Source organism: Paenibacillus sp. FSL M7-0896, assembly GCF_037975415.1.
In the GTDB taxonomy this organism is placed as follows: Bacteria; Bacillota; Bacilli; order Paenibacillales; family Paenibacillaceae; genus Paenibacillus_AQ; species Paenibacillus_AQ silagei.
Window position 1 is genome coordinate 6,081,698 of record NZ_CP150250.1, and the last position, 26,162, is coordinate 6,107,859.

Annotated in this window: 25 protein-coding genes; 10 read left to right on the top strand and 15 right to left on the bottom strand. The window is 49.4% G+C overall.

The annotated features are described in order from the left end of the window. Positions 1-112 precede the first annotated feature (112 nt). The 4 genes from MKY12_RS26155 (at position 113) to MKY12_RS26170 (ending at position 2,603) form a co-directional block, all read left to right on the top strand. Positions 113-682, top strand: a complete 570-nt coding sequence (locus tag MKY12_RS26155) for a TetR/AcrR family transcriptional regulator (protein WP_339311515.1) — start codon at positions 113-115, stop codon at positions 680-682. A gap of 12 nt (positions 683-694) precedes the next feature. Beyond that, positions 695-1,204: a flavoprotein gene (locus MKY12_RS26160; protein WP_036732563.1), complete on the top strand. Its 510-nt coding sequence runs from the start codon at positions 695-697 to the stop codon at positions 1,202-1,204. Further along, positions 1,201-1,839, top strand: a complete 639-nt coding sequence (locus MKY12_RS26165; protein WP_339311516.1) for a hypothetical protein — start codon at positions 1,201-1,203, stop codon at positions 1,837-1,839. Before MKY12_RS26160 ends, MKY12_RS26165 begins: the two co-directional genes overlap by 4 nt. Before the next feature lie 350 nt (positions 1,840-2,189). Beyond that, positions 2,190-2,603 (top strand): hypothetical protein, encoded by a 414-nt coding sequence (locus MKY12_RS26170; protein WP_339311517.1) that lies wholly within the window; start codon positions 2,190-2,192, stop codon positions 2,601-2,603. A 339-nt stretch (positions 2,604-2,942) separates the two neighbouring features. On the opposite strand, the gene MKY12_RS26175 is transcribed toward MKY12_RS26170, so the two are convergent. The 5 genes from MKY12_RS26175 to MKY12_RS26195 form a co-directional block, all read right to left on the bottom strand. Next, a complete protein-coding gene (locus MKY12_RS26175; RefSeq protein ID WP_339311518.1) occupies positions 2,943-4,286 on the bottom strand; it encodes a glycoside hydrolase family 28 protein in 1,344 nt (447 codons plus the stop codon). Between the two features lie 101 nt (positions 4,287-4,387). Then, positions 4,388-5,497, bottom strand: coding sequence for a glycoside hydrolase family 88 protein (locus tag MKY12_RS26180; RefSeq protein ID WP_339311519.1), 1,110 nt, complete (start codon positions 5,495-5,497; stop codon positions 4,388-4,390). A gap of 103 nt (positions 5,498-5,600) precedes the next feature. Next, positions 5,601-6,476, bottom strand: coding sequence for a carbohydrate ABC transporter permease (locus MKY12_RS26185; RefSeq protein WP_036732546.1), 876 nt, complete (start codon positions 6,474-6,476; stop codon positions 5,601-5,603). Between the two features lie 21 nt (positions 6,477-6,497). Beyond that, positions 6,498-7,466: a sugar ABC transporter permease gene (locus MKY12_RS26190; RefSeq protein ID WP_339251019.1), complete on the bottom strand. Its 969-nt coding sequence runs from the start codon at positions 7,464-7,466 to the stop codon at positions 6,498-6,500. A 115-nt stretch (positions 7,467-7,581) separates the two neighbouring features. Then, entirely contained in the window at positions 7,582-9,141 is a 1,560-nt protein-coding gene (locus tag MKY12_RS26195; RefSeq protein ID WP_339311520.1) for an extracellular solute-binding protein, read from the bottom strand. A 146-nt stretch (positions 9,142-9,287) separates the two neighbouring features. Here MKY12_RS26195 and MKY12_RS26200 point away from each other — a divergent pair, with 146 nt between their 5' ends. The 3 genes from MKY12_RS26200 to MKY12_RS26210 all read left to right on the top strand — a co-directional run bounded on the left by MKY12_RS26200 (position 9,288) and on the right by MKY12_RS26210 (position 10,926). Next, positions 9,288-9,605, top strand: a complete 318-nt coding sequence (locus tag MKY12_RS26200) for a hypothetical protein (protein ID WP_339311522.1) — start codon at positions 9,288-9,290, stop codon at positions 9,603-9,605. A gap of 716 nt (positions 9,606-10,321) precedes the next feature. Continuing rightward, positions 10,322-10,501, top strand: coding sequence for a CopG family transcriptional regulator (locus MKY12_RS26205; protein WP_209879168.1), 180 nt, complete (start codon positions 10,322-10,324; stop codon positions 10,499-10,501). Between the two features lie 140 nt (positions 10,502-10,641). After that, positions 10,642-10,926: a DUF6809 family protein gene (locus MKY12_RS26210; protein WP_339311523.1), complete on the top strand. Its 285-nt coding sequence runs from the start codon at positions 10,642-10,644 to the stop codon at positions 10,924-10,926. Between the two features lie 105 nt (positions 10,927-11,031). Here the strand turns inward: MKY12_RS26210 and MKY12_RS26215 are convergent, their stop codons facing one another. Next, positions 11,032-11,454, bottom strand: a complete 423-nt coding sequence (locus tag MKY12_RS26215) for a GNAT family N-acetyltransferase (protein WP_339251027.1) — start codon at positions 11,452-11,454, stop codon at positions 11,032-11,034. Positions 11,455-11,706: 252 nt separating this feature from the next. Between MKY12_RS26215 and MKY12_RS26220 the strand changes: the two genes are divergently transcribed. Further along, the gene (locus tag MKY12_RS26220; protein ID WP_339311524.1) at positions 11,707-12,849 is read left to right on the top strand and encodes a Fic family protein; all 1,143 of its coding nucleotides are present in this window, start codon (positions 11,707-11,709) and stop codon (positions 12,847-12,849) included. Between the two features lie 96 nt (positions 12,850-12,945). Here the strand turns inward: MKY12_RS26220 and MKY12_RS26225 are convergent, their stop codons facing one another. The 6 genes from MKY12_RS26225 to MKY12_RS26250 all read right to left on the bottom strand — a co-directional run bounded on the left by MKY12_RS26225 (position 12,946) and on the right by MKY12_RS26250 (position 19,185). Continuing rightward, positions 12,946-13,188: a type II toxin-antitoxin system RelB/DinJ family antitoxin gene (locus MKY12_RS26225; RefSeq protein ID WP_339311525.1), complete on the bottom strand. Its 243-nt coding sequence runs from the start codon at positions 13,186-13,188 to the stop codon at positions 12,946-12,948. A gap of 451 nt (positions 13,189-13,639) precedes the next feature. Next, positions 13,640-14,980 (bottom strand): transcriptional regulator, encoded by a 1,341-nt coding sequence (locus MKY12_RS26230; RefSeq protein WP_339311527.1) that lies wholly within the window; start codon positions 14,978-14,980, stop codon positions 13,640-13,642. 304 nt (positions 14,981-15,284) lie between these two features. Further along, positions 15,285-16,283, bottom strand: coding sequence for an NADP-dependent oxidoreductase (locus MKY12_RS26235; protein WP_339251035.1), 999 nt, complete (start codon positions 16,281-16,283; stop codon positions 15,285-15,287). 425 nt (positions 16,284-16,708) lie between these two features. Beyond that, positions 16,709-17,077: a GNAT family N-acetyltransferase gene (locus MKY12_RS26240; RefSeq protein WP_339311529.1), complete on the bottom strand. Its 369-nt coding sequence runs from the start codon at positions 17,075-17,077 to the stop codon at positions 16,709-16,711. 109 nt (positions 17,078-17,186) lie between these two features. Beyond that, positions 17,187-17,648 (bottom strand): GNAT family N-acetyltransferase, encoded by a 462-nt coding sequence (locus MKY12_RS26245; RefSeq protein WP_339251039.1) that lies wholly within the window; start codon positions 17,646-17,648, stop codon positions 17,187-17,189. 67 nt (positions 17,649-17,715) lie between these two features. Beyond that, a complete protein-coding gene (locus tag MKY12_RS26250; RefSeq protein ID WP_339251041.1) occupies positions 17,716-19,185 on the bottom strand; it encodes an extracellular solute-binding protein in 1,470 nt (489 codons plus the stop codon). 457 nt (positions 19,186-19,642) lie between these two features. On the opposite strand from MKY12_RS26250, the gene MKY12_RS26255 reads away from it, so the two are divergent. Further along, positions 19,643-21,982 (top strand): AraC family transcriptional regulator, encoded by a 2,340-nt coding sequence (locus tag MKY12_RS26255; protein ID WP_339251042.1) that lies wholly within the window; start codon positions 19,643-19,645, stop codon positions 21,980-21,982. Here MKY12_RS26255 and MKY12_RS26260 read toward each other — a convergent pair. The 3 genes from MKY12_RS26260 to MKY12_RS26270 form a co-directional block, all read right to left on the bottom strand. Then, on the bottom strand, positions 21,957-22,721 hold the full coding sequence (locus MKY12_RS26260; protein WP_339251044.1) for a hypothetical protein: 765 nt from the start codon (positions 22,719-22,721) through the stop codon (positions 21,957-21,959). The two genes, MKY12_RS26255 and MKY12_RS26260, sit on opposite strands and share 26 nt — an antisense overlap. Before the next feature lie 161 nt (positions 22,722-22,882). Next, the gene (locus MKY12_RS26265; protein ID WP_209879170.1) at positions 22,883-24,712 is read right to left on the bottom strand and encodes an APC family permease; all 1,830 of its coding nucleotides are present in this window, start codon (positions 24,710-24,712) and stop codon (positions 22,883-22,885) included. A 279-nt stretch (positions 24,713-24,991) separates the two neighbouring features. After that, positions 24,992-25,408, bottom strand: a complete 417-nt coding sequence (locus tag MKY12_RS26270; protein WP_036732520.1) for a MarR family transcriptional regulator — start codon at positions 25,406-25,408, stop codon at positions 24,992-24,994. Positions 25,409-25,552: 144 nt separating this feature from the next. Here MKY12_RS26270 and MKY12_RS26275 point away from each other — a divergent pair, with 144 nt between their 5' ends. Next, positions 25,553-26,026, top strand: coding sequence for a DUF2798 domain-containing protein (locus MKY12_RS26275; protein ID WP_339251046.1), 474 nt, complete (start codon positions 25,553-25,555; stop codon positions 26,024-26,026). The last annotated feature ends 136 nt before the right edge of the window (positions 26,027-26,162 follow it).

Below are 26,162 nucleotides of genomic sequence, written 5' to 3' on the forward strand. Positions count from 1 at the left end.
CCCGGAATCGCCTAGCAGCAATCACATCTTAACATTGTAAAGATCACAAACACATGCTACAATCTTTACAATGTTAAGATGACAGGCAAGTATGAAAGGAAGAATGCATACCTTGAAAGATAAACCTTACCACCGCGGCAATTTACGCAACCAGCTGATCGAAGCTGGCATCAGGCTGATTAACTTGGACGGCATGAATAGCTTTTCCCTGCGCAAAGTAGCCGCCGAATGCGCAGTCAGCCATACCGCCCCCTACAGCCATTTTAAAAATATAGATGAACTGGTAGCCGCCATGGGGGAGCATGTCACGAGCCAGTTTATGGACACTCTGCATGCCTCGGTTCAAGGCCAGGAGGGGAACCCTGATACGATTATTCTGCTGGGGCAGGCCTATATTGATTTTTTCATAGAGCATCCACAGTATTTCCAGTTTCTGTTCTACCATTCAGGCATCGTCATTGATCTGGACAACTACGATTCTGACAGCTACCCGCCATTTGCCCTGTTCCGGACAACGGTCTATGAAGTGTTCCGCAGCAGCGGGCTGCCGGAGTCGGATTTCACCAAGCACCTAGTTACACTCTGGTCCATGGTGCATGGAATTACGGCTTTGCTTACTAATAACGGAGTGCGTTATTCGGGCAACTGGCGCGATCTGCTGGAGCTTAAATCTATCTTTTAGGGAGATGAAGTCTTGAGAACGATCATACACGATCTGCAGGAGCAAGAATTCGCGGGCTGGCTGGGGGATACGGCGCAAGAGGAAGTAACGGTCATCTCGGATAGCGGTGCGATCCGTTCGTGCATGGGCTGCTTCGGCTGCTGGACCCGGACTCCCGGGACATGCGTCATTAAGAGAGATGGCTACGACAATCTGGGCGAGCTGTTCTCCCGCAGCGATGAGCTCATGATCATCAGTAAATGTATGTACGGCAGCTATAGCCCCTTTGTGCTGAATGTGCTGAACCGGAGCCTCTCCTACATGCTGCCCTATTTTGTCACCACACACGGGGAGACACATCACCGGCCCCGCTATAAGCACCAGTTCAAATTATCCGTACATTTCTATGGCAGTGACCTTACGGAGGGTGAGCAGCATACGGCCCGAATGCTGGTCGCGGCAAACGGCCTGAATCTGTATTCGTCAGAGAACAATGTCTATTTCCACACCAGCCCGCAGCACATTAAGGAGGCCCTCCAATGAACATCGCGCTGATTAACGGCAGCCCCAAGCCAAACGGCAGCAACTCGGGCATACTGCTGTCCATGCTGGAGCCGCTGATTGCGGACGGGAACGAACTGCACCCCTATACGCCGAATAAAAGACCGCTCACTCCTGAAGAATACAGCGAGCTATGCCGCATGGATGTGCTGGTTCTGGCCTTCCCCCTGTATTATGACGGAATTCCGTCACACTTGTTCCAGCTGCTGGTTACCCTGGAAGGATATTTGAAGACCGAGCGCGAACGGGAGATTTACGTCTATGCGCTGATTAACAACGGCTTCTACGAGGGACAGCAGAACCACATTGCGGTGGAGATCCTTAAGAATTGGTGCGCGCGCGCCGGTGTTCACTTCGGGCAAGTCATAGGCCAAGGCGCCGGGGAAATGCTGGGCTCCCTGGATAAGGTTCCTCTGGGCCGGGGGCCGCTGAAGAATCTGGGCCGTGCCATGCATAGCCTGGCCGAGAGCATCCAGTCCAGAAGCGCCGGGGAATCCCTGCTCTTCAGCCCGAACTTCCCCCGCTTTGCCTGGAAATTCTATTCCACCCGTTCCTTCTGGCACCGCACAGCCAGGGAGAACGGACTGAAGCCGAAGGATCTGCGGCGGCGGATGTAACGAATACTGTAACTAATTGCATACTGGCGGTGGGGGGCTGCCGTACCCGATTAAGGTACAAGTGGAGGACTAAATTTAGGACTTAATTAGGACTTAATTGCACTCCGTACATCTAAATCACCTGATATTCCTCCGATGATATGTTTAGTTGTATTTCGTACACCTAAATTCCACCAATACCGGCCTTATCCCCCATTCAGGCAGATTTAGTTGTACAAACTACATTTAGAAGCGGCGAACCTTCCTTTTCACTGTTTTTAAATGTACAGAATGCAACTATCACTTTGTTTGTTTTTTTGCAATCGTAGTATAGAATACCTGTTACATAGTCTGCCAAAAAGGGGATGCTTATGAACAGGATAGGAAAGTTATTATTAGCACTTATAATGATAATCACTGGGTGTAGTAGATTTAACCCCATGCCTTTACCAGAAATGAGCGCTACTTTGGAGACCGGTGAAAGTGTCCCTGTGGAGATTAGTACGTATAGTTGGGGTGCTAAAGAGTTATACGGAGGTCCATGGGAAGCTATGGAGGAGAAAGATCCCGAGATTATTCCTGGCGGATCTACAATTAATATACAATTTGACTCTACACCTGATTCCATACTAATAAGAGAACACTTTAGTAAATACAAGTTCAAAGATATAACCGATTCTAACCAATTTAATATCCCGGATGATAAAGGGACCTACATTTATGGAGTAATGACTACTTGGAAGAAAGGTTCCGCTATTTATGCCTTAAAAATTCAAGTTGAATAAAAAGCACTTAAGTTTTGAACTTGAAGCTTCACCGTCACTGCGGTGAACATTTGGACTTCCGGCCGCTGTTGTCCCCAGATTTCTTGATTAATATCGCTGTTCGCGAGTGAAATCCGGTGACAAAGGCGGTCGCTACCGCTCCTACAGTTCCAAATTTCCCCTCCGCTTCTTTTGCTTTTTGTTTATTTCTTTAGTGCTTTCTTATATGACTAGTACAACTTTTATTATCCCCAAAGAGCCCGGGCCCCTAACAGGACCAGGCTCTTTGGCATACCGCTATCTTGCTGAATTTAGAGTACTTCATCTCCAGTAATTCGGCGGCCCATTGGCGTTACATTCTCACTTCACTGGCAACTCCACACCAACCTGCTCCACCAGCTTCTCCGGCTTGACCGTGTTCCTGGAGCGGCAGTTCAGGAATTCCACTTCTTCCCCATTCTCAACATAAAAGGCCGGGCCGTCATGGTTCTCAATTGTGACCTGCTGGAACTGCACCTCGCGGACATTGCCGAGGAAGAAACCCCGGCGCTGCATGTCCTGAAGTCCTGCCATCATATCCGGCTGGCCGGGCACCGCGTGCTCCGCCATCGAGATATCAATGTTGGTGAAGGTGATTTCCGAGACGGCCTGCTCCGCCAGCCCGTACAGGAATCCCGCCGCCGCATGGACATTGCGGGCTGTAATATTGGCATAATGAATCCGCCGGAACTGTGGGGTCTCCTCCGTCACCGGATACGGGTTCTTGTCCCAGACGTATTTCTCCTTGTCCCGGGGTCCGCAGAAATAATAGAGATTCAGCGTGAAGGGACAGATCACATCCTCCATCACAATGTTGCTGATCCGGATATCCTCAATAATCCCGCCCCGTCCCCGCCGGGACTTCATGCGGATGCCGCGGTCCGTCTGCTTAAATACACAATTGCTGATCGTCACATTACGGATATCGCCACTCATCTCACTTCCCAGCACCACCGCTCCGTGGCCGTGAACCATCACGCAGTTCGTAATCGTGATATTCTCGCAGGGAATCCGCTCCTTAGTATCCTCGGTGCCTGCCTTAATGGCAATGCAGTCATCACCGACATCGATATGGCAGTTGCTGATACGCACATCGCGGCAGGATTCGGGATTGATTCCATCGGTATTCGGGGAATCTGCCGGATTCAGAATCGACAGATTATCGATCATCACATTGCTGCAATTGATCGGATTCACCGTCCAGCTTGGGGAATTCACCAGCGTCAGATCGCGGAGCGTCACCCGGTTGCAATCGTCGAAACCAATCAGTCTTGGACGGGGATACTCCAGCTCTTCCGGGTGGTCCCGATGCTTTTTCCACCAAGGTTCTCCATTCCCGTCAATGGTTCCACTCCCGGTAATCGAGACATTCCTCAGGCCCGCTCCGTTGATGCAGGCGGCATGAACCTCCCGCTTCACCCCTTCCCACCGTGATTCCACGGCAGGATAATCCGCCGGATTGGTACTGAAGGACAATACCGCACCAGGACTGAGATGCAGCTCAATGTTGCTGCGTAGCCTAACCGCGCCTGTCAGGAAAGTACCGGCCGGAATATACACTGTACCTCCACCGTCACGGTCCGCCGCTGCAATAGCATCTACAATCGCCTGCGTTGCTGGCAACCCGCTGTCCCGCTGCGCTCCGTAGTCTATTATGTTATACACGGTCCGCCTCCATTCTTGTCATCCGCTGCCGGGCTGATCCAGGCAGCTTCCGGCTCTATTGTGCCTATGTCTGAACCGGCAGCCCTCTAACTCCACTCCGCTTATGCCGGATACAAATCCTGCATCTCCACACAGGCCATCACAAGCGCGCCCACGCCGTGCAGATCATTGCTGACCTTCGGACGGGTTACATAGTTACGGTAATCTCCCGCCGAGGTCCCGATGCAGATATCCGGCAGCAGCAGCCGGCCCTGCTCATCCCACTGGAGCACCTGAATTAAGCCTTCGTAGCCTTTACGCGCGGCTTCCGCCGCTTCATCCGCAACTTCAGCCGGAAGGATACCCAGCTTCACTGCTCTGGCAATCGTGTAGACGAACAGACAGGAGCCGGAGGTCTCCAGCCAGTTGTCCGGCTCCTGTCCCTTATCCACCACCTGATACCACAGGCCGCTCTGCGGGTCCTGATAACGGATCAACGCCTGTACGAATCCGCTTAGCTCGGCTGCAAGCTCTGCCCGTCCAGGATCAGTCTCCGGCAGTTCATCCATAAACTGTGAGACGGCAAGCCCGTACCAGCCAAGCGAGCGGCTCCAGAATTCCGGCGAGCAGCCGGTGGCAGGATTCGACCATGGCATACGGCGGCTCTCATCCCAGGCATGGTAGAGCAGGCCGGTTGCCTCGTCTTTCATATATTTGCGCATTAGGCGCTCCTGATGAAGGACTTCGGCCCGCAAGGCATCGTCTCTATAAGTATTCGCGTACTTCAGCGAGAACACCCCGGCCATGTACAGCCCGTCCAGCCACATCTGGTGCGGATATTTGTCCTTATGCCAGTACCCGCCCTCGGAGGTCCGGTTCAGCGTCAGCAGCAGATGGCGGAGCTTGAACGCAGCCTCCCGGTATTTCCGCTTACTGGTCCGTTCATACAGTGTGAAGAGCAGCAGCCCCGCCTGCACGGCATCCAGCTCATCCCGGGCAAAGTCGAAATTCCCCTGTTCATCCACCAGATCATCCACATACTGCTGGATATAATGGATGTAGCGGTCCTCCCGGAGTGTCTTCCACAGCAGCTCCATTCCGCACAGGAACACGCCCTGATGATAATGCCAGCGGTGCGCAGGCGGGAGTTCTCCCGCCTGATACGTATCCATTAATGAATCACAGGCCTTTTGTGCCCATTCAATCGGTGTTTGCGGCAGACTGCCTATCATCGTAATCCCCCTTCAATTGGTCAGAATATCCGGCGGCCCCTCTATCTCAGCGACCCTCCTTCCATCCTTCATCCTTCAGCCGTCAGTCATCAGCCGTCAGTCATCAGCCCTTCATCGAGCCCAGCATCGCACCCTTGGCAAAATGCTTCTGCAGGAACGGATACACCATCAGAATCGGCAGCGTAGCGACCACGATAACCGCCATTTTGATCGTCTGATCCGGCGGCGGAACCGTACCGTCCAGTGTCGCACTGTGATCCATCCCGCTGGCCAGCACGACAATCTGCCGCAGCAGGACCTGAATCGGCCATTTGGCGCTGTTATCCAGATAGAGAATGGCGCTCATATAAGTGTTCCAGTACGTCACGGCGTAGAACAGAGAGATCGTGGCAATAGCTGGCAGCGACAGCGGCAGCACGATTTTGAACAGAATCCCGAAGTCATTGCAGCCGTCAATCTTGGCCGATTCCTCCAGCCCCTCCGGAATGTTCTGAAAAAAGTTCTTGAGTATAATCATATTGAACGCACTGATCGCGGAAGGAAGAATCAGCGCCGCATACGAGTCAATCAGCCCCAGCTCCTTCACCACGAGGAACGTAGGAATCATCCCCCCGTGGAACAGCATCGTGAACACCACCAGGAAGTTGAACACCCGGCGGCCGTCCAGATCTTTGCGGGAGAGACCGTAGGCCATCAACGCCGTGATGAACATACTGAACAGCGTGCCTATCAGCGTGACTCCAATCGATACCCCTAGAGCTCTGAAGATCGTATTTGTGGAGAAAATAAATTTGTACGCCTCTAAGCTCCATACCTTCGGAATCAGCACAAACTTGTTGGCAGCCAGCTCAGCACTGGTTGTGAAGGAGCCTGCTACAACGTGGATGAACGGCAGCACCGTTACCAGCGCGATAAGGGCAAGCAGTATAAAGTTGACGGCAGAGAATAGTCTGCCGCTGAACGTGCGGTCTTCTACCATTTGAATTCCTCCTGCGGCATTTTAATATACGCCTTCTTCTCCTATTTTCTTGGACACCTTATTGACGGTCATGACCATGATCAGGCCCACAATCGACTTGAAGAAGCCGATGGCTGTACTGTAGCTGAACTGCCCTTGCCGCAGACCGGCGGTGTAGACATACGTATCGATAATTTCCGCAACCTCGCGGTTCATGGAGTTGAGCAGCAGGTAGACATGCTCGAAGCCCAGGTCGAGAACGGAACCGATTTTCAGAATAAACAGGGTGATGATCACTCCCCGGATGGCCGGAAGCGTAATATGCCAGACCTGTCTGAGCCGTCCGGCTCCGTCCATACGCGAAGCTTCATAGAGCCCCGGATCAATAGCCGCAATGGAAGCCAGATAGATAATCGTCCCCCAGCCTGCTTCCCGCCAGATGACCTGAAGGATATACATCGGCCGGAACCAGCCCGGACTCAGCAGGAAATTGATCTTGGCGAATCCGAAGTAAGCCAACAGCTCGTTGATAATCCCCCCGTCCATCGTCACCATAACGAAGGAGATCGAGACGACGATCACCCACGACATGAAGTGCGGCAGATACACTAAGGTCTGGAAGAATCTTTTGAAGAAGGTGCCTCTGAGTTCATTAAGCATCAGGGCCAGAATAATCGGAATCGGAAAATAAATCAGAATATTCATCCCGAACAAAATCAGCGTATTGGCTAATATGTTCAAGAAATCAGGCTCGGTGAACAGCCGGCTGAAATGCTTCATGCCCACCCATTCGCTCCCGGTAATCCCTTGGTAAGGCTTGTAATCCTGGAAGGAAATAATCAGTCCGTACATCGGCAAGTATTTGAAGATAATGAAATACAGCACGCCGGGGATCAGCATCACATAGAGTAATTTGTTGCGCCACAGCCGCTTCTTCAGCTCACTGCTGCTCTTGTATTTCTTCGGCTGCGGTTCGGGAACTACGCGGGGCGGGGCAGATACTTCCTGCATGATTCTCTTCCTTTCTCTGTAAATTATTCTATAGTGGAAAAAAAGGCCGCCGGAGCGCTAACCCGGGGCAGCCTCTTCCTGTGTTCAGTCCGCTGTTATCGCGGCTGCGCTCTGTTTATTTTTTGTACGCGGCGTTATATTCTTCGATGATCTTCGCCCCGCCCCGGCTCTTCCAGTTCTCGACTTCCTTCTCGAAGTCGGCTTTATCCAGCTGACCGTACATGTACTTGTATGTCGCATCCGCAATAATCTGCTGAAGCTCAACGCCCTTGGACGTATAGGTAGCCGAGTCGAGCGCAGCCGTAGGATCTGCGACCCCGTATTTCACATTCTCCAGCACCAGCTCCTCCGCATGAATCCGGCCCGGCAGCACGTTCAGACTCTGATACATGCCGTTCGTTTCGTATTCGCCGATAACGCTGTCCTTGAAGCCTTTGACTTCGCGTTCAATGAGCTCTTTATTGTCGGTCGCTTTGGCTTTGCCGTCCACCACGGTATAGTGTGTGCCTTCAATGCCCCAGTACATCAGATTCGATACTTCAGGAGTCATCATGTAATCGAAGAACTTCAGGATCTTCTTCAGCTCCGCTTCATCCTTCACCGCCGATTTCGGGAACAGCACTACATTGTTATAGCCGGGAATCATCCACTGGGCGAACTTGCCGTCAGCTCCAGCCACCATACTATGCGTATCCAGCACGGCATCCGGCACGTTCTTGATCAGGTCCTTATTCAAGGAATCGATATCCTGCATCGAGCCGCCGATATACAGCCCGGCTTTGCCGCTGGTGAACATATTGACCGCATCCGTCTTGCTGGTTGCTGCGAAGTCCTGGTTCATGTAACCGCCTTCACGCAGCTTTTTGAAGAAATCCATGGTATCGATATATTGCGGAAAAGTGAACTCGGGCGCAAGTTGGCCGTCCTTCTCGGCCCAGTTGTTCGGGGTGCCGAACCAGGAGGAGACGGTTTTGAACGCACCATACACCAGCTCGTTGCGGTCAACAACACCGATGGTATCCTTTTTCCCGTTGCCGTCCGGGTCCTGCTCGGTAAAAGCCTTAGCCATCGCGAACAATTCCTCCGTGTTGGCCGGTGCTTTCAGTCCCAGCTTATCCGCCCAATCCTTGCGGTAGATGATGCCCTGGCGGGCCAGCGGACGGCCGATATACAGGGTATACAGCTTGCCGTCGACCTTGGTGTTGTTCAGGATCTCCGGCTTCAGCTTGTTCAGGTTCGGGAATTCGCTGAGCAGCGGACCGATTTCCCAGAACTGTCCGTCCTTAATCGCTTCCTTCATCTGCAGGAAGGTCGTCTGATTCTTCAGATACGTCACCTGCGGCAGGGAGCCTGTGGCGAACGAGGAGTTCAGCTTCTCCTCATACGTATCGGCCGGGAAGAACTGGTAGGTCAGCTTCGTATTCGTCAATTTCTCCACTTCATTCTTGATCGTATCCGGTGGAGTATCTGTCGTATTCAGCGGCAGCATAATCTTGATCTCTGTCGGCTTCTCCGGCTCTGCGGCCGGGTCCGTGGTTGCGGTTGTGTTGGTCCCGGTGCTGGCGCCCGGGTCTTTCGTGGCTGCCGCCTCTTTGTTGTTGTTACCGCCGCAAGCGGACAACACGCTGAGTGTCAGCAGCGAGCTTAGGAGCAGGGTGAAGGATTTTTTCGTCATTCCTCTTTGACCTCCGTTTAACTTGTATTGGTTACAAGCCTCACATTACGCTCTGCGCTGGATTACGAAAACAATCATTTGCTCATAAAGGTGCGCAGCGGCGGGAGGTGTGGGTTAATGATTATCGTGTGATGGGGGGATAGGCATTGAAAGCTAAGTGTGTTGGAGCGATGGTCGAGCAGCGGCGGGCGGTATTGAGGTGCAGCTGCGAGGGGCGGGATTGCGGTGCATGGCGGGAGTGGCTGGGGGCGGGACTGCGGTGGCAGGGCACGAAGCGGCGGCGGGCGGGACTGCGCTGGCAGGGCGGGTGCGGCGGCGAGCGGGACTGCAGTGGCAGGGCACGAAGCGGCAGCGGGCGGGACTGCGCTGGCAGGGCGGGTGCGGCGGTGGGCGGGACTGCGCTGGCAGGGCGGGTGCGGCGGCGGGCGGGACTGCGTGAGCTTTGGACTTCCGGCCGCTGTTAGGTTTGGATTTCCTGATTCGGACCGCTAGTTGCGGTAGAAATCCAAACCTAAAGGCGGACGCTCCCGCTCCTCCAGTTCCAAACCTCCCTCCGTCCCTTTCTGCCGCTCCAGGCTGGGGGGCTTTCAAGGCCTATCCTTGAAAGGGGAGCAAAGGCAATAGCCCCACTGCTTCGCGCGGCGGGGCCTTGAAGTATGCTGTGTAGCGGGCGAGGAAGAAAAGGATAGAGTGAAGGTGCTGAGGAGGCCGGATTGGGTCAACTTTTGCTGCCTTAGGTGGGCTGAATAGGATTAATGGATGAACAGTCCCGCTATTACTCGAAAATCCTGCACAAATTGCAACATTCCTCTCATAAAACTAACCATAATCCAAAAATGTTGCAGGAAAAGCAGCATTCTTTCTCTTCTAAGCCGCCCAAAGAGAAAATTCCTGCATTTCGTGCAACATTCCTTTGTAGTGTCCTGACATGGGTAACTCAGAGATGTATTATCTGCAACATTTTGGCGCATCTCCATGAGAACTATTTCCCTCTTACAGCATTCTTTATATAACTCTTCGCTTCGGCCAGGATTTACCATTATGCTTATCTTGTTCTGTATTTTCATCGGCATTGGCTCCATTTTTTGAATGAAAAGATAGATCAATCACGAAGGGTCTCATTGACTTTTTGTTGCCACATAAATATACTTATCATGGACACAAAAAGTGGGGTGAAGCGATGTCGTCCAAAAAGATGGGGCGTCCGCCATCTGACAATCCCAAAAGCGAATTAATTCGGGTACGTGTCGATCAAGAGATTCTGAGCAAGCTTGATGCCTGCACCGAGAAGCTCCAAACGACCCGCTCTGATGTTATCCGCAAGGGAATTGAAAAGGTGTTTGACGAGCTCCAAAAATAAAGAAGGAAGCAGCGTTAGTCCCTAGAAGAACACCGCTACTTCCTATCCCGCAACTGCTTGGATAAGCAGACTGCATAAATATCCTACCATGTGCAGGAATCTCATTCAAGCGATGCGATGAACATAATGGGAGGACAAACATGAAAACCATTTTGGAAGCCTTGTATCGCGGGAAGCTTCAACCCAATATGACTATTGTGCCGTCACATCCAGAATTTCGTTCCGCATGCAAACAGGTAACAGCAGAGACACAGCAATGGCGCGAACGATTGGGCGAGGAAGTGTTTAGAGAGCTGGAGGAATATTTGGACTTGTGCGACAGCGTGAACAACATGCATGTAGAAGCTGCCTTTCGTCATGGGTTCAAGTTGGGGGCAAACTTATTAATTGAAGTTACAGGTGATCGGGAAGCACTATTACCTTAAGGGGCATCCATCTATTCACGGACAATCCGGTCAATCATAGACCGGATTGCCCCGGATTCGATATATAATCGACTGGCCCGTATCACTCCCGGGAGAAGTGCGGCATTAGACCAACTCTGAAATAAACATAGGCGTAGCTCCATGCTCACTCGAAAATCCACACTTATAATAAAATTCCACTGCACTCGGATAAGAAATTAGCACTTTATTTTTATATTCTTTATATCGATCGAGCATAGTGGTCATCATTTCTCTACCTACTCCTTTCCCCTGGTAACTAGGATTGATAAGCATATAATGGAAATACACTGTTAAAATACCATCAGACAAAGCATTTACCAGGCCAACGAGCTTTTCTCCATCCCAAGCCGCCACAATGGAATGAGAGTTTTGAATTGCTTGCAGAAGCTCATTCGGATATTTCCCGGACTCCCAATTGACCGATAGAAATAACTCTTGAAGCGCCTCCTTAGTGATAAACTCAATATTTGAAGCGTAACGGATACTCATCTCAGCACCATCTTTCATTCATGTTGGTTAGATACAGATCTTTTCCTCTGGTCAGATTAACATTGAACAGATATAAAGATAATGGAACGTTTGAAGAAATATTTGTACTAATCAGCATAGTTTTAAAGAGTGTCTTCGCGCGGCGGGGACTTAGTGTAGACTGGTTTAACAATATAAAACCATGTACATAATAGATGTAATCGAATACAATAAAATTAGCTTTAAACCCTTGATATTATTGAATATCAAAGTGTAAAAGGTGGTGTAATAGTGACTTACGTATTTGCATATAAACATTTCGACAACGCAAAAGACAAGTTAGTGTATCAGCCGAACATAAATCCTTTTGATTACGAGATTCAGCAGCTTATTTTAGAAGCGGAGAGGAATATAGGTGCATTAGCAAGACTCGGCTTAAAAAGCCATCCTTTAACGCCCACTATTTTACGTAACTCTTTGGTTAAGACAGCACATTTCACTACCAAAATCGAACAGAATAAACTGGAATTCAAAGAGGTTGAACAGCTTTATCAAAATTACAAAAAAAATCCAATGACGATTAAACAAAAAGCTCAAATCGAAGTTAAAAACGTTTTTGAAACTTATGAGTACCTGTACACCTTAAATCCAACCCTTGACTTTTCAGATATGGATGAGTCTGTACTAAAGAAAATACAATATATTTTAATGAAAGAATTGACCGGTTATCCCGAAGGATATAGAAATATTCCCGTAGCTCTTCATGATGGTGATGGACATGTCAGTTATCAACCGCCAGCCTTTAATGAGGTCCCGCGTCTCATGCAGGCTTACTTCGCTTGGCTATATACCAGCGTAACCGGATACAGTAACCCGTATGATACTGCAAATGCTGATTTTAATAAAAAGCTCCATCCACTCATCATTTCTGGAATAACTCATCATTTAATTGGCTACATCCATCCTTTTCCTGACGGTAATGGAAGAACCGCTCGTGCATTTTCTACCTTGGTCGGGTTGATTCATAGTGATTTAGCCACCATTAAGGATGCATTTAGTGTTGAGGAATTCTTCGATAAAAGAATTGAAGATTACTATGATACGCTGATGGAGGCCACACAAGGTAATTTAAAACCATTCATTGTTTTTTATCTGGAGTGCGTAAACGCATCACTTACGAAGGTTCTTAGACAACTGCAGCGTTACGATAAAATCAAACATACTCGTGAATTGCTGGGTAAAGGACATGCCAAAACGATGTTTGAGTGGATTAGCAGGATGGAGGATGGAGAAGTTTTCCATAGACAATTATTTGATAATACACTGGATGCCTCGTCCTCAAGTATTGCGAAGAATATTTCAAAACTTAAAGAACTGGGCGTAATTAAATCAGGCAAGGGCCGCGGAGAATACATCGTCTGTATCACGGATTAGTCCCATATCTAGGCCCCACCGCTGAAGCGGCGGGGCTGCTTTTGCATCAACAGCTCCATTCTGGAGATGAGGATATTTCTGCAATTCGTTCATTGTTTAAGTCACATTCTTTCCTTGCTCCATCTGTTGAATGGATTGCTTTAACCATTTGATGTTGGACGGGTTATAGAAAGGATCAGTCTGGGTTGTGATTTCAAAAGGAATTCCACCTTGGCGTAGTGATTGTCTAACAAAGATATTTATCGCCGTTGTCATGTTTAATCCCAAATCTGAAAAAAGCAATTCCGCTTCTTTTTTCAAGTCTTCATCAATGCGAATATTGATATTGGTTTGAGCCATTCTCAACCCCTCTTTCATAAGTATCATTTACAACGTAAATTAAAGCAGGATCAATCTGCTGCAAAGGTTCGTCAATAAGGCAATCTCTTTTTATTTAAGATGTACAATTAGCCAAAGTGGGGAAAAGGACCGGCTGATGTTACTGAAAAATCCCACCACAAGAAGCTGTAGCAGGACTTTAAGTTGAGCTTATAGGATGGATACTGTTCTAAGGTTGGACGAATTAATCAGCCTTCCCCGTGATTGAATAGTGAAATTCCAGGAGAGCCAGGTACGTTTGGCCCTACTACAATCGGTACTAAAACAATGCTAAGAACCGTAAGAAGTATAACGACCCTTTTCTTCATAAGAATCTCCTCCCAAAATAAGCTAACCGTCACCATGAGTATATAAAGTTATGCCAGAGGAAATCGGTATGCTTGGCACTGTCACAATTGGTACGAAAATAATACTAAGAACCGTAAGAAGTATAATTGCCTTTTTCTTCATGAGAACTCCCTCCCAAAAGTAAAGTATGATATTGCTCCCTTATCTCTTGACTGGCAATACTTCTAAACCTTTCAAACAGAGTTACACTTTCCAGTATATACTTCTCATTGTTTATCAGCTGGAAATTTTTTATTGTTTTTAACAAAAAATCAAAACCTTTAGGATGATCACCTTTGTGTAAATGGTAAAATGCAAGTTCATACATTAATGTAGCCCGACGATCAAGTGCCAACTTCCGGTTATATCTCCCCACTATTACTTCATCAATATCTGCTTGAATTTCTTGATTGAAATAATTTAGTATATCATCAACATTTAATTGATACTTATTGGCTACCCTAACAACATTTAGAAGCCCAGTTACCTGCTCTTCTTTATGCTTCTCTATATAGATTTTATATCGTTTAATAATTTCCTTTTCCCCGCTCCAAAGTCTTGCTAGACAAGTATTAGCTTCAGACCATTCCTTAAACAGACTCTTCCAATGCTCAGCCTCAGCCCCCTGTTCTCTCACCCAGTTTAAATCAGTATACCGGCTTATGTAACCCAAAGCTCCCTCATAGTCACCCTGCTCATCACAAACATTACCCCGCAACAAGTCACTGTAGGCGATATAGAAAAACAGCGGTCTACCGGGGAGCTTCGCGGGTTCTGATGCTCTTTGTTCGTGCTGGACCTTCAGGTCATACTGTATCCTAGCCTTATGCCCCATCTTGGCAGCATATTCATCGACCTTATCCCAGCGCTGTAAAGACCGGTATGTATTGGCAAGCTCTTTGAGTGCATCGAGCTGATCGACTTCATCCAGTCGTTCCACAAAAGGCTCGAACCGGTTGGCAGCCCACAGGTTCCGGTTCTGATCATCACTGAGCGTAATGGTAAACAGCCTGAACTGGCATAGCGCCAGCCGCTCTGAATGCTGATAGCGTTCGGCTTCGGCGACAATCTCGTAAATTGCGGCGGCAGCTTCCTTTTTCCCGTCCATAAACAATTCTTCTGCACTATCAAACAGCAGGGGGGCGTACGCCAGATTGTCCATAATATGGCGGGCCATTCGTTCAATACAGTCCAGCTTGTTCAAGTCGGCACAGCGGAGGAGCATCGGTCCAATCCTCCGCCAGTCGGAAGAGCCGCCGATAATATAATCATTGATGTACAAGTCATAGAAATATCCTTCCTCTTGTCCCATGGCCAGAGTAATCCGGTCCAACTGCTGCATCGCAATAGGCCGGTGCCCACGAAGGATATTGCTGAGTGTCCCGGAATGAAGCTGAGAACACTTGGCGAATTCCGTAATCGTCAATTCCTTATGCCGCAAATACTCCTCCAGTTCCGATAATATAGTAGTCGTTGCCTGCAAGTCCTAACCACCCTTCCTCTTCAATTTGTGATTTATAGAATAAAATTCCTTTTATGTTATACAAAATATACCAGTGGTCGATTCATTAATCAAGTACTAATTATGTATTTTTCCTAAATTTTAAAATTTTGGCATTACGGTTGCCATTCTGATGAAATTGAGTCTTATTTGTGTTAGGTACTACGCAAAAACGGCTACACTATCCCCCAAAGGATGGCGTAACCGTCGTGGAGCTTGGATAACTGTATCACTTTATCTTCAATATAATCTTACCTTTGGCTCTGCCGGATTCGGAATACTCCATCGCTTTCTGCGCTTCTGCCCAAGGGAATACGCGGCCAATCACAGGCTGTATTGCTCCTGATTCGATATATTCAGTAATAAGATCCAATTGTCGCCCGCTCGGTTTCATGAACAGGAAGCTGTATTTCACCTTGTGCTGGCGTTCCAATCTTGTAAGACTCCGGGTGACAAGCCGCAATAGATTAGTCTTCAAGAAGCCTAACCCGTATTCTTTTCCAAAACGGGCATTGGGCAGCCCTGATACCGATACGACTTGTCCCCCAGGTCTGACAATGCGGAATGCTTTCTCTAACGTTTCTCCGCCAATGGTATCGTATACTCCGTCATAATCGTGCAGCACTTGATCAAACTGCTCTGTTTTATAATTGATGACCTGATCGGCTCCAAGTGACTTCACGAGTTCAGCACCGGCTTCACTTGCAGTAGTTGCAACGTATAGCCCCATCGCTTTGGCAAGCTGAATTGCGAAGGTACCTACTCCGCCCGCTCCCGCCTGAATCAATACTTTTTGTCCAGCCGACAGCTGTAAAATATCATGCAGTGCCTGGTACGAGGTGAGTCCTACGAGCGGAATAGAAGCCGCTTCTTCAAACGATAGGTTACGGGGCTTCAGCGCGATATCGTCCTCATGAACAGCGATATACTCCGCGAAGGTGCCGATTCTGCTTTTTCTGGGCCGGCCGTAGATTTTATCGCCTCTTTTGAATTTCTTCACCTTATCGCCCACCTGGATAATCACACCTGAGAAATCATTGCCCAAAATAAGCGGCAGCTCATATTTCAATAACATACGCAATTTGCCATCCCGGATTTTGAAATCGATCGGATTGATACTTGCTGCATGGATTTCTGCAAGTACATCCTGCTCACCGATTTCCGGCATTGGGCGGTCCGCTGACAGAAGCGGGGTTTTTCCGTATTTTTCAATAACCAGGGTTTTCATAATGGAACCTCCAGCTTGTGTCTAATAAAACCGTTCAATGAACTCTTCGATATGATTCACCACATTTTTCAGCGTACCTAGGTTCGTTCTGACATCCATGTAATAAAAATTTTTGGAGCCTTCTTCTGGCACATCCTGAAATCCTCCTTGATCAAGCGGGCAGCTTGCTGCTTATCCATGTCACTCCCCCTCTCCTTCCGCCTTCCGTTCAAAAAAGTGAACCGTTTGCTGCTGAGTATGGCATACATGGATGGGTCCTGCAATATCAGGAAAGAAAATCGAGACCACAAGGTAATTTTTCACATGTGTCAGATCAGCCAATCATACACATTAAAAGAAAAAAACCTGCAAGTTCCAAAGCGGAACTGCAGGCATTATCTAATTCCTCTAAGTTCCAACGCTGGGCTGGATAACGGTATTGAGCATCACATCGTATACGCCAATATAATATCCCCGTTATCTTCAAACTCCCCAGTCTCGGTGAATCCTACACTCTTATAGAGCTTATTAGCCGCTAGATTAATCGGGATATGCGATACCCTAATCTGTGTGCAGTCCTCGCAGCTGCTCAGCATCTTAATGACCTCTTTAATTGCTGCTTTCCCGTATCCTTTACCCTGAAATCTCCCGTCAATCATAAATCTCAGAATCCAATAGTAACCGTCTGTATATCTTTCATTATCAAAAAGGATAAATCCAACCATCCTTCCCTCAGCAAAAATACCGTAGGGTACCGATGTGGGCTCATTTACCGCATGCACAAGTGAATCTGCATTACTTGCAACCAAGTCCAACTGCTCCGTGCTCACGCTCAATTGAGTACATTCGTGTTCCAGCTCGGGGGTAATCTTATGTAATTGAATATTCACGGTGTAATCTACCCTTCATTATAAATTTGCTACTTCAGTTAAGCAGGAGATTATAGATTCTCTCTCCATCTTGGTTCAAAAGTTGTTCACTGATAAATCCTAATTCTTCATACAACTTCATTGCAACTGAATTTCTTTGTTCCACAGTTAAGGATATTAAGCTACACTTCGGATGGATTTCTTTAATGAATTTAATGATTTCTACCATAGCTTGTTGCCCATAGCCTTTTCGTTGGTGCTTGTGGTCAATCTGAAACCCGCCGATCCAGTAATTATCTGAGCTGCCAGGTGTATATGAAATGTAAAAGAAGCCAATGATACTGCCGTCTATGGACAGAATATACGGATCTAACGCTTCATCCCACGGCTTGATATAAGCATACGCGAGCGACTCCATCACTGAAGGAACGAAGTGCCTATGCTCTTTACAGACAGATATCTCTAGAGCTTCTTCCCAATTCTGGGCGTTCACAGGTTGGATAACGATTGGTTTCATGTTTTCTCCTTATATCAACAGTTGAGGTATAAATATCATCCTATCATAATATTGGTAAATTATCCTCTCACTCCTCCCCCTCCCGCGCCTTCCCCTCCGCCTCCCCGTACTCCTGAATAATCAGGCTGCCGCCGCTGGCGTGCCATTTCTCGACCTCCCCGGCGAAGCCGGCGGCGTCGATGTTGCCGAGAATATAATTGTAGGTGGCATCCACGATGATCGCGGACAGCTCGGCGTTCTTCTCGTCATAGGTCGGCGAGGTTAGCGAGACGGTAGGGTCATCGACCAGAAACTGCTCGTTATCCCGGCTGAGCTGGTCGGCCAGGGCGGTGAGCTGCTCCTTTTGTGCGACCTCCTTGATATGGGTATTGCCTACATCAGCGATCATCAGGGAATTGAGCGGATTGACCTCATACACCCGAAGCTGGGACGTTTCTTCCGGAAGAATCACTTTGCCTTCCCCGTCCAGCTTATAGTGGCGGCCCTCGAAGCCGTAGGCCATCAGGCCCGCTACATCCTCATCCATCGTGCGGTCGAAGAATCCCAGCACCTGCTTCAGCTCCTGCTCGGTAGCAATGGCTTTACGTGAAAAGAGGTACAAGCCGTTGTACTTCGGTATGGACCATACCTTATATCCGTCCGGCCCTTTAATCCTGTTAATCAGCGTCAGCTCTGCTTTGGGGTTGATCGCCTTGGCCTCAATGGAGAGCCGCTGCACATCCGTCATACTCCCGATGAAGATCCCGGCCGTTCCCCGGATGAATTTGTCCCGCTGCACTTCCTTGCTGGTCAGGGCGAAATCCTGGTTAATGATCCCTTCCTTGTATAATTTGCGCATGAAGTTCATCGTGTCCATATATTCAGGGGTGGCGAATTCCGGGATGAACTGTCCATCTTCGATTTTCCAGTTATTCGGCGTGCCGAAATAGGAGCTTAACGTCTTGAATACCCCGTACACCAGATCGTTACGGTCCACCAGTCCGAGGGTGTCTGCCTTGCCGTTGCCGTCCGGGTCATTCGTGGTGAACTGCTTCATCACCTCATAGAGTTCCTCCAGCGTTCCGGGCGGACTGAGATGCAGCTTCTCCAGCCAGTCCTTGCGGATAATAATGCCTTGCCGGGAAGCCGGTCTTTCTGTATAGAGACCATAGATTCCCCCGTCCACCGAAGTCTGCTTAAGAATCGCCGCATTCAATTGACTGAGATTCGGAAATTCCGCCAGATAGGGACCAATCTCCCAAAAAGCGCCCGAGCGGATCATATTCTTGACCGGATTATAATCGGTGAATTTCACGAACGTTACTTTGCCGAGGGAGCCGGTGGTCAGTGCGGTATTCATTTTGTCCGTGTAGACGCCTTCCGGCACCCAGGTAATATCGAGCTGAGTCCCGGTCAGTCTCTCAATCTCGGCAATCAGCTCCACTGAAGGCGTCTGCGGAAAATGCAGCGGTGCCAGAATCGAGATCGGTGCCGATGCCCCCGCTGAATCGGAACGCCCAGACTCATCCCCGCTGCAAGCGCTTAATATAATGAACAATAAGAATAGGATGAAGCACCCTGCAAGAGCTTTCTTCCTGCCCGTTAACCGGTTGAACATTCCATAACCCCCTGAAGCGTAATTTTTATATTGATGAATGATCTACAATAAGAATCACTTAGGATAACAATAAAAAGCAAAGAAGCGGAGGGGAAATTTGGAACTGGAGGAGCGGTAGCGTCCGCCTTTGTCAACGGATTTCACCCGCGAAGAGCGGATTGAATCAGGAAATCTGTTGACAACAGCGGCTGGAAGTCCAAATGTTCACCGCAGTGACGATTATGCTTCAAGGTAAAATCTTTAGTGTGTCTTATGTACTCATTGAGAAATTAAACATATTAGCGAATGATTAGAGAAAATGATTATTGCGGCACCAGATGATTATTGTTATTATCCTTCGTGATGCATACACTTAAGACAGTGATTTTTCTATTTCATGCAAAGGTGCTGAACGCTGTTGAAACATCTTAGCTTTCTCAGTAAATTAACTATGTTCGCGTTCGCCATCAGCATCCTGCCGGTGCTGTTCATTGGTTCGTTCTCCTATTTCACATCCTCCAGCGAGATTCAAAAAAATGTTAATGAAAGCAAAAAGGAGCTCATTTTACAAATTACCTCAAATGTAGAGCATAAGCTGAATACTGTCAACCAGACACTGAACCAGGTCGTAAACTCTTCGGTGCTGAAGAAGGCGCTGAACAACCCGCTTAGTGAAAACGATTTCATTTTATATAACGACATCCGCAATGAAATCCGCAATATGCAGTCCTTCGATACGAAGCTGGAGGATGTCATCCTGCTCAATCAGCGCCAGAACTGGATGATCAAGAATTCAGGGCTCTACCGGCTGAATGAATACCGCAATTACGAGCAGCTGACGAATCTGCTGAATGTGGAAGGCAGCTCTTCTTGGGTGCTGAACCCCTCCTCCCTGTTCTACAGTGAAGAGAGCATTAACGTGACCGGCTGCAATTACAGCATCAGCCTGATTAAGAAGCTGCCGACCACCAAGCTGCAGAAATACGGACTGGCTCTGGCCAATATTCCGGCCTGCAGTCTCCAGGACTTCATTAATCCCGATATGCAGCCGCTGGACAGTATTATGGTGCTGGATAAAAGCGGTCGGATTCTGCTGCATCCGGACCGCAAGCTGATCGGAGAGCCTGCCACAGCGGCCGGATTCACGGGATTCGAGCAGATCGCCGCTACCACTGAGCCATCGGGACAATTCAAGACCAAGCTTAATGAAGCTGATTACTCGATCACCTATATGCGTTCCCAGTTGAACGGCTGGATCTATCTGTCGGCCACCTCCATTAAGAGTCTGACCCGCGAATCCGGCAAAATCGGCACTTACACGGTATTCGTCTGCACGTTCATGCTGCTCTTGTCTGTGCTGCTTGCCTGGCTCGGCTCCCGGCGTATGTACACACCCATCGAACGGCTGTTGACCCAGATTGGACTGCGCCGTCCCGGTCTGCGGGCAGGGCGTACGGATGAATTCCAGCTCATCGGTGAGCAGGTCCATTCCCTGTTCCAATCGAAGTCGCAGCTGGAGAAGGAGGTTAGCCAGCATCTCGGACAGGTGCGGACCTTTTTTCTGATTCAGGCGTTCGGAGGTAATCTGAGAAGACGCGAGCTGATGGAGGAGCTTGTGCAATACGGGTACGGTAAGCAAGTCGAGGAATGGAAGACGATGGCTGTCATTACGCTGAGCATCGACTTCTCCGAGGAGAATAGCTATGAGAAAAAGGATCTCAATCTGCTCTTATTTGCAGCGCATAATATGACTCAGGAGCTGGTCTCTGCGCAGCACAGGCTAACCCCTGTGATGATGGGCCATGCCCTGACTGTCGTCATAGGCAGTGAGGAGGAGAGCACGGAAGCTTTTCACCGGATGCTCTATGCGCTGACGGAGAAGCTCCAGCAGGAGATTAACGGGGTCCTGAAGCTGCAGGTCAGCATTGGGCTGAGCCTGCCGTTTCATTCGTTTGACAAAATGTCCATTGCCTACCGGGAAAGCCTGGAGGCTCTGAAGCACCGGATTACCCTGGGCAAAGGCATCATTATCCAGTACGAGAATATCAATTCCGGCAAGCATTATCTCAATTTGAACTACCCGACCCACACGGAAAATGACCTGATGGATGCCATCAAGCTGGCGGACAGCGATAAGGCGAAGGAGCTGCTGCATAAGCTGTTCAAGTGTATTTTTGCGCTGGGACTGTCGCCGCAGGAATATCAGATTCCGCTGACCCGGCTGCTGAACAATACGCTCATTATGATGCAGGAATCGGGAATTACGCTGAATCAGATCTATCACGCGGGCGGTTCCCTGTTCGAGGAGCTGACCGATCTGCATATCGTGGCCGAGATTGAAGACTGGTTCTGGACCATCGTGATCCAGCCGGTCATCGTCATCTTCCACAGCAGGCAGAACGCCCAGTATCATAATATCTCCGAGAAGCTGATCGACATCGTCCAGCATGAGTATGACCAGGATCTGACGCTGGAGGAGTGTGCTTCCCGGCTGCATTATAACGCCAACTACATCAGCAGTGTATTCCGCAAGGAGACGCAGTATTATTTCAGTGATTACCTGACCATGTACCGGTTCAAAATGGCCAAGAAATGGCTGGAGGAGACCGATATGCCCGTGAAGGATATCGCCTCCCGCCTGAGATACAATAATTCACAGAATTTCATCCGTTCCTTCCGTAAGCAGGAGGGGATGACCCCGGGGCAGTACCGGGAGAGCTTCCACACGAAGCTTAGATCGGTCCCGGGCGATGAGTAGGGGCCTTGCCTTCAGGCGGGGCCTTGAGCCTCTTCAGCTTTCTTTTTCTGATAAACCATGTAAGAAATACAGCCAGAATAAGCAAGATGCCGCCTGCAGTAATCGCAATATTCCTGATATCCGGTACATAGACTACCAGCTGAATCGGCTCGGAATCCGCAAGGGACACATGCCAGGTTAACGTGTTGCCGTCTTGCTCGGCCGCATTATTAGCCCCGTATAGATCATAGGGAATCGTTAATTTGAAATCGACGGAGAAGCTGCCCATCAGCAGCCGCACCAGGGACTTAGGCACATTCAAGCTGCCGATGCCGTCGATAATCTCATCGGAGTAGGCGTTCAGCTTAGGCTGGGCCACCACATCGTATTTGGTATACAGCCACCTGTCCGTCTGTCCCACCTTGGCCTCTACAATATCAAAGCCGCTGCTGCTATTCTTCAGCTCCTCCATCGAAGCATACGATTTATGAAATTGATATTCCGTTGATTTGCCGCTTGCTGTCTTCTTCAGCTCTATGCCTGCGGCCGCCAGCCGGGTGGTTAGAAGCTCCTCCACTTTGCCGCTGACCAGCTTCTCTGCCCGGGCATCCAGCATAAGACTGAAGGCCAGATCCAGGGAGCCGTCCTTCTTCACGGTTACATGGGCGGTGCCTTGCGCGCATCCTGTAAGCAGCAGGACAAGCATAAGCATCATCAGTATTGCCTTAATTCGAGTCCCGTTCAACCTGCGTTTCTTCAACCTCTGTCCCTCCATCCGCTGACTGTTGCTACTAGCTTAACCGTACCTTGAAGAAGCGAATCTTCTCTTGTGGAGTCAAGCTTAACACATCCCGGGGAGGTACAGAAAGCCCCCAGCCTGCGGATATCCGTAAGCTGGAGGCTTCCATGTGCATAATCCTGTTATTTTTTCAAATGATAAGGGACGGTAGTGATAATTACATTGCGCCGGTACAGCAGATGCGCGCGGATCAGCAGGCTCGACTGGTTATGCAGAATGTTATGCCAGCCCTTCTTCGGTATGAATTGAGGGACAATGACGGTCACCTGATAATTCGACTCGCTGGCCTTGCGCTGAACCGTATCAATGAACTTGGTCAATGGATGAATGATGCTGCGGTAAGGTGAATACAGCGTTACCAGCCGTACTTCAGGATGGAATTTCTTCCACTTCTCTTCGAAAATAGCGTCATCCTCCCGCTCGAACGGGATGTGGACGGCGATAATCTGCTGCGCACTCAGCGACTTAGCATACCGCAAGGAATTCTCCACCACATGGGTAATCCCTGCTACCGGCAGGATGATAATATTCCCTTCAATCGCAAGCGGCGGCTCCCCGCAGGTGGCTACCCGCAATTGATCGGCGACCGATTCATAATGCTTGTAGATGCGGTAGAAGAACAGGATAATCAGCGGCAGGAAGACCAAGACCGGCCAGACCTGCGTGAATTTGGTCAGGAAGAACATCATCGTGACAATGAAGCTGATCAGCGCCCCGATTGCATTGATGATCAGCTTAGGCAGCCAGCCCTCTGGCTTGTGCCGGAGCCATTTGACGATCATGCCTGTCTGCGACAGGGTGAACGGGATGAAGACCCCGACTGCATACAGCGGAATGAGATGCTCCGTCCGCCCCTCAAAGGCAATGATCAGGATAATCGACAGGATGCCCAGGCTGAGAATTCCGTTCGAGTACCCCAGACGGTCTCCGCGCACAGTGAACATCCGGGGAATGAATTTATCCTTCGCCAGATTCACAGCCAACAGCGGAAATGCGGAATATCCCGTGTTCGCCGCCAGAACCAGAATTAAGGCTGTCGTTCCCTGCACGACATAATACATGAAGTTGCGGCCAAAGACATGCTCGGCAATATCGGACACCACCGTAACCTGTTCACGCGGAGCAATGCCGTAATAATACGCCAGGAACACGATGCCTGAGAATAACAGCGCGAGCAGAATTCCCATCGCCGCCAAGGTTTTGGCTGCATTATTCGGTGCCGGTGCCTTGAAATTGGGGATCGCATTCGATATGGCCTCCACCCCAGTCAGCGCCGAGCTGCCTGAGGAGAACGCCCGCAGCAGCAGGAACAGGCTGATTCCGGCCACCGGTGTTCCCAGTGAGGTGTGAAGCTCCGCAGGTACTCTTCCGGTCAGCACATTGAACAGGCCCAGCCCGATCATAATGAACATCGCCAGTACGAACAGATAGACCGGGTACGCCAGGAAAGAGGCCGACTCGGTGACCCCGCGCAGATTCAGTGTCGTGATCAGCAGGACGAAGATGATGGCAATTATCACATTATAAGGATGCAGGCTCGGAAAAGCTGAAGTGATCGCATCCGTTCCCGCAGAGACACTGACCGCTACGGTAAGTATATAATCAACGAGCAAGGAGCCCCCGGCAATCAGACCCGGATATTTACCCAGATTCTCCTTGGATACAACATAAGCTCCGCCGCCTTGAGGATAGGCGAAGATGATCTGCCTATAGGAGAGTATCAGGGCCAGCAGCAGCACGAGTACTCCGCCTGCAATCGGAATGGAATACCAGAATGCGGCTGTACTAACCGTGATCAGCACCAGCAGAATCTGCTCCGGGCCATAGGCCACAGAGGACAAAGCATCTGAGGACAGTATGGCTAGGGCCTTGGTTTTGTTAAGCTTCTGTTCTCCCAGCTGATCGGACTTCAGCGGCCGTCCGATCAGGAACCTTTTTACCGAAGACATCATCATCACTCACCGACTTTTTTATTGTTATATTACCCCTGGTGCACGAATAAAATCTGGACCTTTAATTGGATACAGACACTATTTTTGCTGCCGTTCGATACTACATTAATTCTTTTATCACCATCTGTATATATGCAGATATCCTAGACAAACCCCAAACCATGAATAACAAATGATATTCGCCGAAAGACACAGCAAAAGGGACCAAGCAGGCTTTCCGCTCGGTCCCTTTTGCTTATTTCAGCTTTTTTTGCTATATTCAGCCATTTTCAGGATGTCTTAGAGCCAGTCCTGTGTAAGCAGCGTCCGCAGCAGCTCCACCTGCTCCCTGCCGATCCGTGCCGTGATTTCGGCTTCAATATTCTGCTTGATCTCCAGCATACTCCGGCAAGCCGCTGTCCCCTTCGCAGTGAGCACGATAGGCTTGTCCCGGCTATTCCCTTCCTTAGCAGCAGTATCCACGTAACCTTCAGCCAGCAGATTGTTGATCGTCTTTTGCGTCCCCTGGCGGGAAATGCTGATCAGCCTGCTGATCTCCGAAATGGACAGAACGCCGTGCTGCTCCAGCATCGCCAGAATATGCGTCTCTGTCTTATTCAGCGGCTCGCCGCTCATCTGGTTCACCTTGTCCCGCAGCACCTTATGCTTCTCGCTGATCATATCGACAAGATTCAACCCGCTCATATATTCCTTCATTTACAAGACCTCCATAGATAGAAATGCAGTTCCGTCTAACCGAGAATTACTGTCGCTCCAATTGTCAACCAGGTTGACAATAATCCATCCCACTGCTACTATAAGTGAAGTTTGACAAACTTACATTTAAGGGAGTTCGGAAACATGGGCAGTAACAAAAAGGAAGCTTTAATTTTCACCAGTATGATGTGTTTTTGCATGGTCTTCTTTATGTCTTTTTACAATGTGATTATAGCGAACGGACTCAACAGCAGACTGCTCACGGATGTGGCTGTGGGCTTGCTCCCGGCACTTGCCGTTGCCCTGTTCTGCGACATTGTGGTGGTTGGCAGAATTGCCAAAGGGCTGGCCTTCAAAATAGTGAAGCCGTCCGCACCCCAGATCCGCAAAGTGCTGACGATCTCGTGCTTCATGGTCTGCGGCATGGTCATTCTCATGTCTCTATACGGCACACTAGCACACTTCGGATTCGGGGACAACTTCTTCCGTCATTACTTCGCCATCCTGGGGCTTAATTTCATCTGCGCCCTGCCGCTCCAGCTGCTGGTGGCCGGTCCGCTGACCCGCTTCCTGTTCAGCCGGATGTTTCCGGTCCGTACGGCAGCACCAGGCGTCTAGGGCTGGCTGAAACCAGTCCACCGTTTTTTACTCGAATACGGGCATGGCCTCCAGCCATGGCTGCGGTGTTCCCGCCATACCAAAAAGGGTGCTCAGCAAGCCATGACCTCATGGCTGTGCGGAACACCCTTGTCCG

Bases quoted from the DNA above. Each gene is read 5' to 3' on its own strand.
- MKY12_RS26205 (WP_209879168.1), top strand. From the start codon at position 10,322: ATGTCGTCCAAAAAGATGGGGCGTCCGCCATCTGACAATCCCAAAAGC.
- MKY12_RS26190 (WP_339251019.1), bottom strand. From the start codon at position 7,466: ATGCAGGAAGTATCTGCCCCGCCCCGCGTAGTTCCCGAACCGCAGCCG.
- MKY12_RS26185 (WP_036732546.1), bottom strand. From the start codon at position 6,476: ATGGTAGAAGACCGCACGTTCAGCGGCAGACTATTCTCTGCCGTCAAC.
- MKY12_RS26225 (WP_339311525.1), bottom strand. From the start codon at position 13,188: ATGGCTCAAACCAATATCAATATTCGCATTGATGAAGACTTGAAAAAA.
- MKY12_RS26170 (WP_339311517.1), top strand. From the start codon at position 2,190: ATGAACAGGATAGGAAAGTTATTATTAGCACTTATAATGATAATCACT.
- MKY12_RS26235 (WP_339251035.1), bottom strand. From the start codon at position 16,283: ATGAAAACCCTGGTTATTGAAAAATACGGAAAAACCCCGCTTCTGTCA.
- MKY12_RS26210 (WP_339311523.1), top strand. From the start codon at position 10,642: ATGAAAACCATTTTGGAAGCCTTGTATCGCGGGAAGCTTCAACCCAAT.
- MKY12_RS26265 (WP_209879170.1), bottom strand. From the start codon at position 24,712: ATGATGTCTTCGGTAAAAAGGTTCCTGATCGGACGGCCGCTGAAGTCC.
- MKY12_RS26165 (WP_339311516.1), top strand. From the start codon at position 1,201: ATGAACATCGCGCTGATTAACGGCAGCCCCAAGCCAAACGGCAGCAAC.
- MKY12_RS26245 (WP_339251039.1), bottom strand. From the start codon at position 17,648: ATGAAACCAATCGTTATCCAACCTGTGAACGCCCAGAATTGGGAAGAA.
- MKY12_RS26275 (WP_339251046.1), top strand. From the start codon at position 25,553: ATGGGCAGTAACAAAAAGGAAGCTTTAATTTTCACCAGTATGATGTGT.
- MKY12_RS26215 (WP_339251027.1), bottom strand. From the start codon at position 11,454: ATGAAAGATGGTGCTGAGATGAGTATCCGTTACGCTTCAAATATTGAG.
- MKY12_RS26195 (WP_339311520.1), bottom strand. From the start codon at position 9,141: ATGACGAAAAAATCCTTCACCCTGCTCCTAAGCTCGCTGCTGACACTC.
- MKY12_RS26270 (WP_036732520.1), bottom strand. From the start codon at position 25,408: ATGAAGGAATATATGAGCGGGTTGAATCTTGTCGATATGATCAGCGAG.
- MKY12_RS26180 (WP_339311519.1), bottom strand. From the start codon at position 5,497: ATGATAGGCAGTCTGCCGCAAACACCGATTGAATGGGCACAAAAGGCC.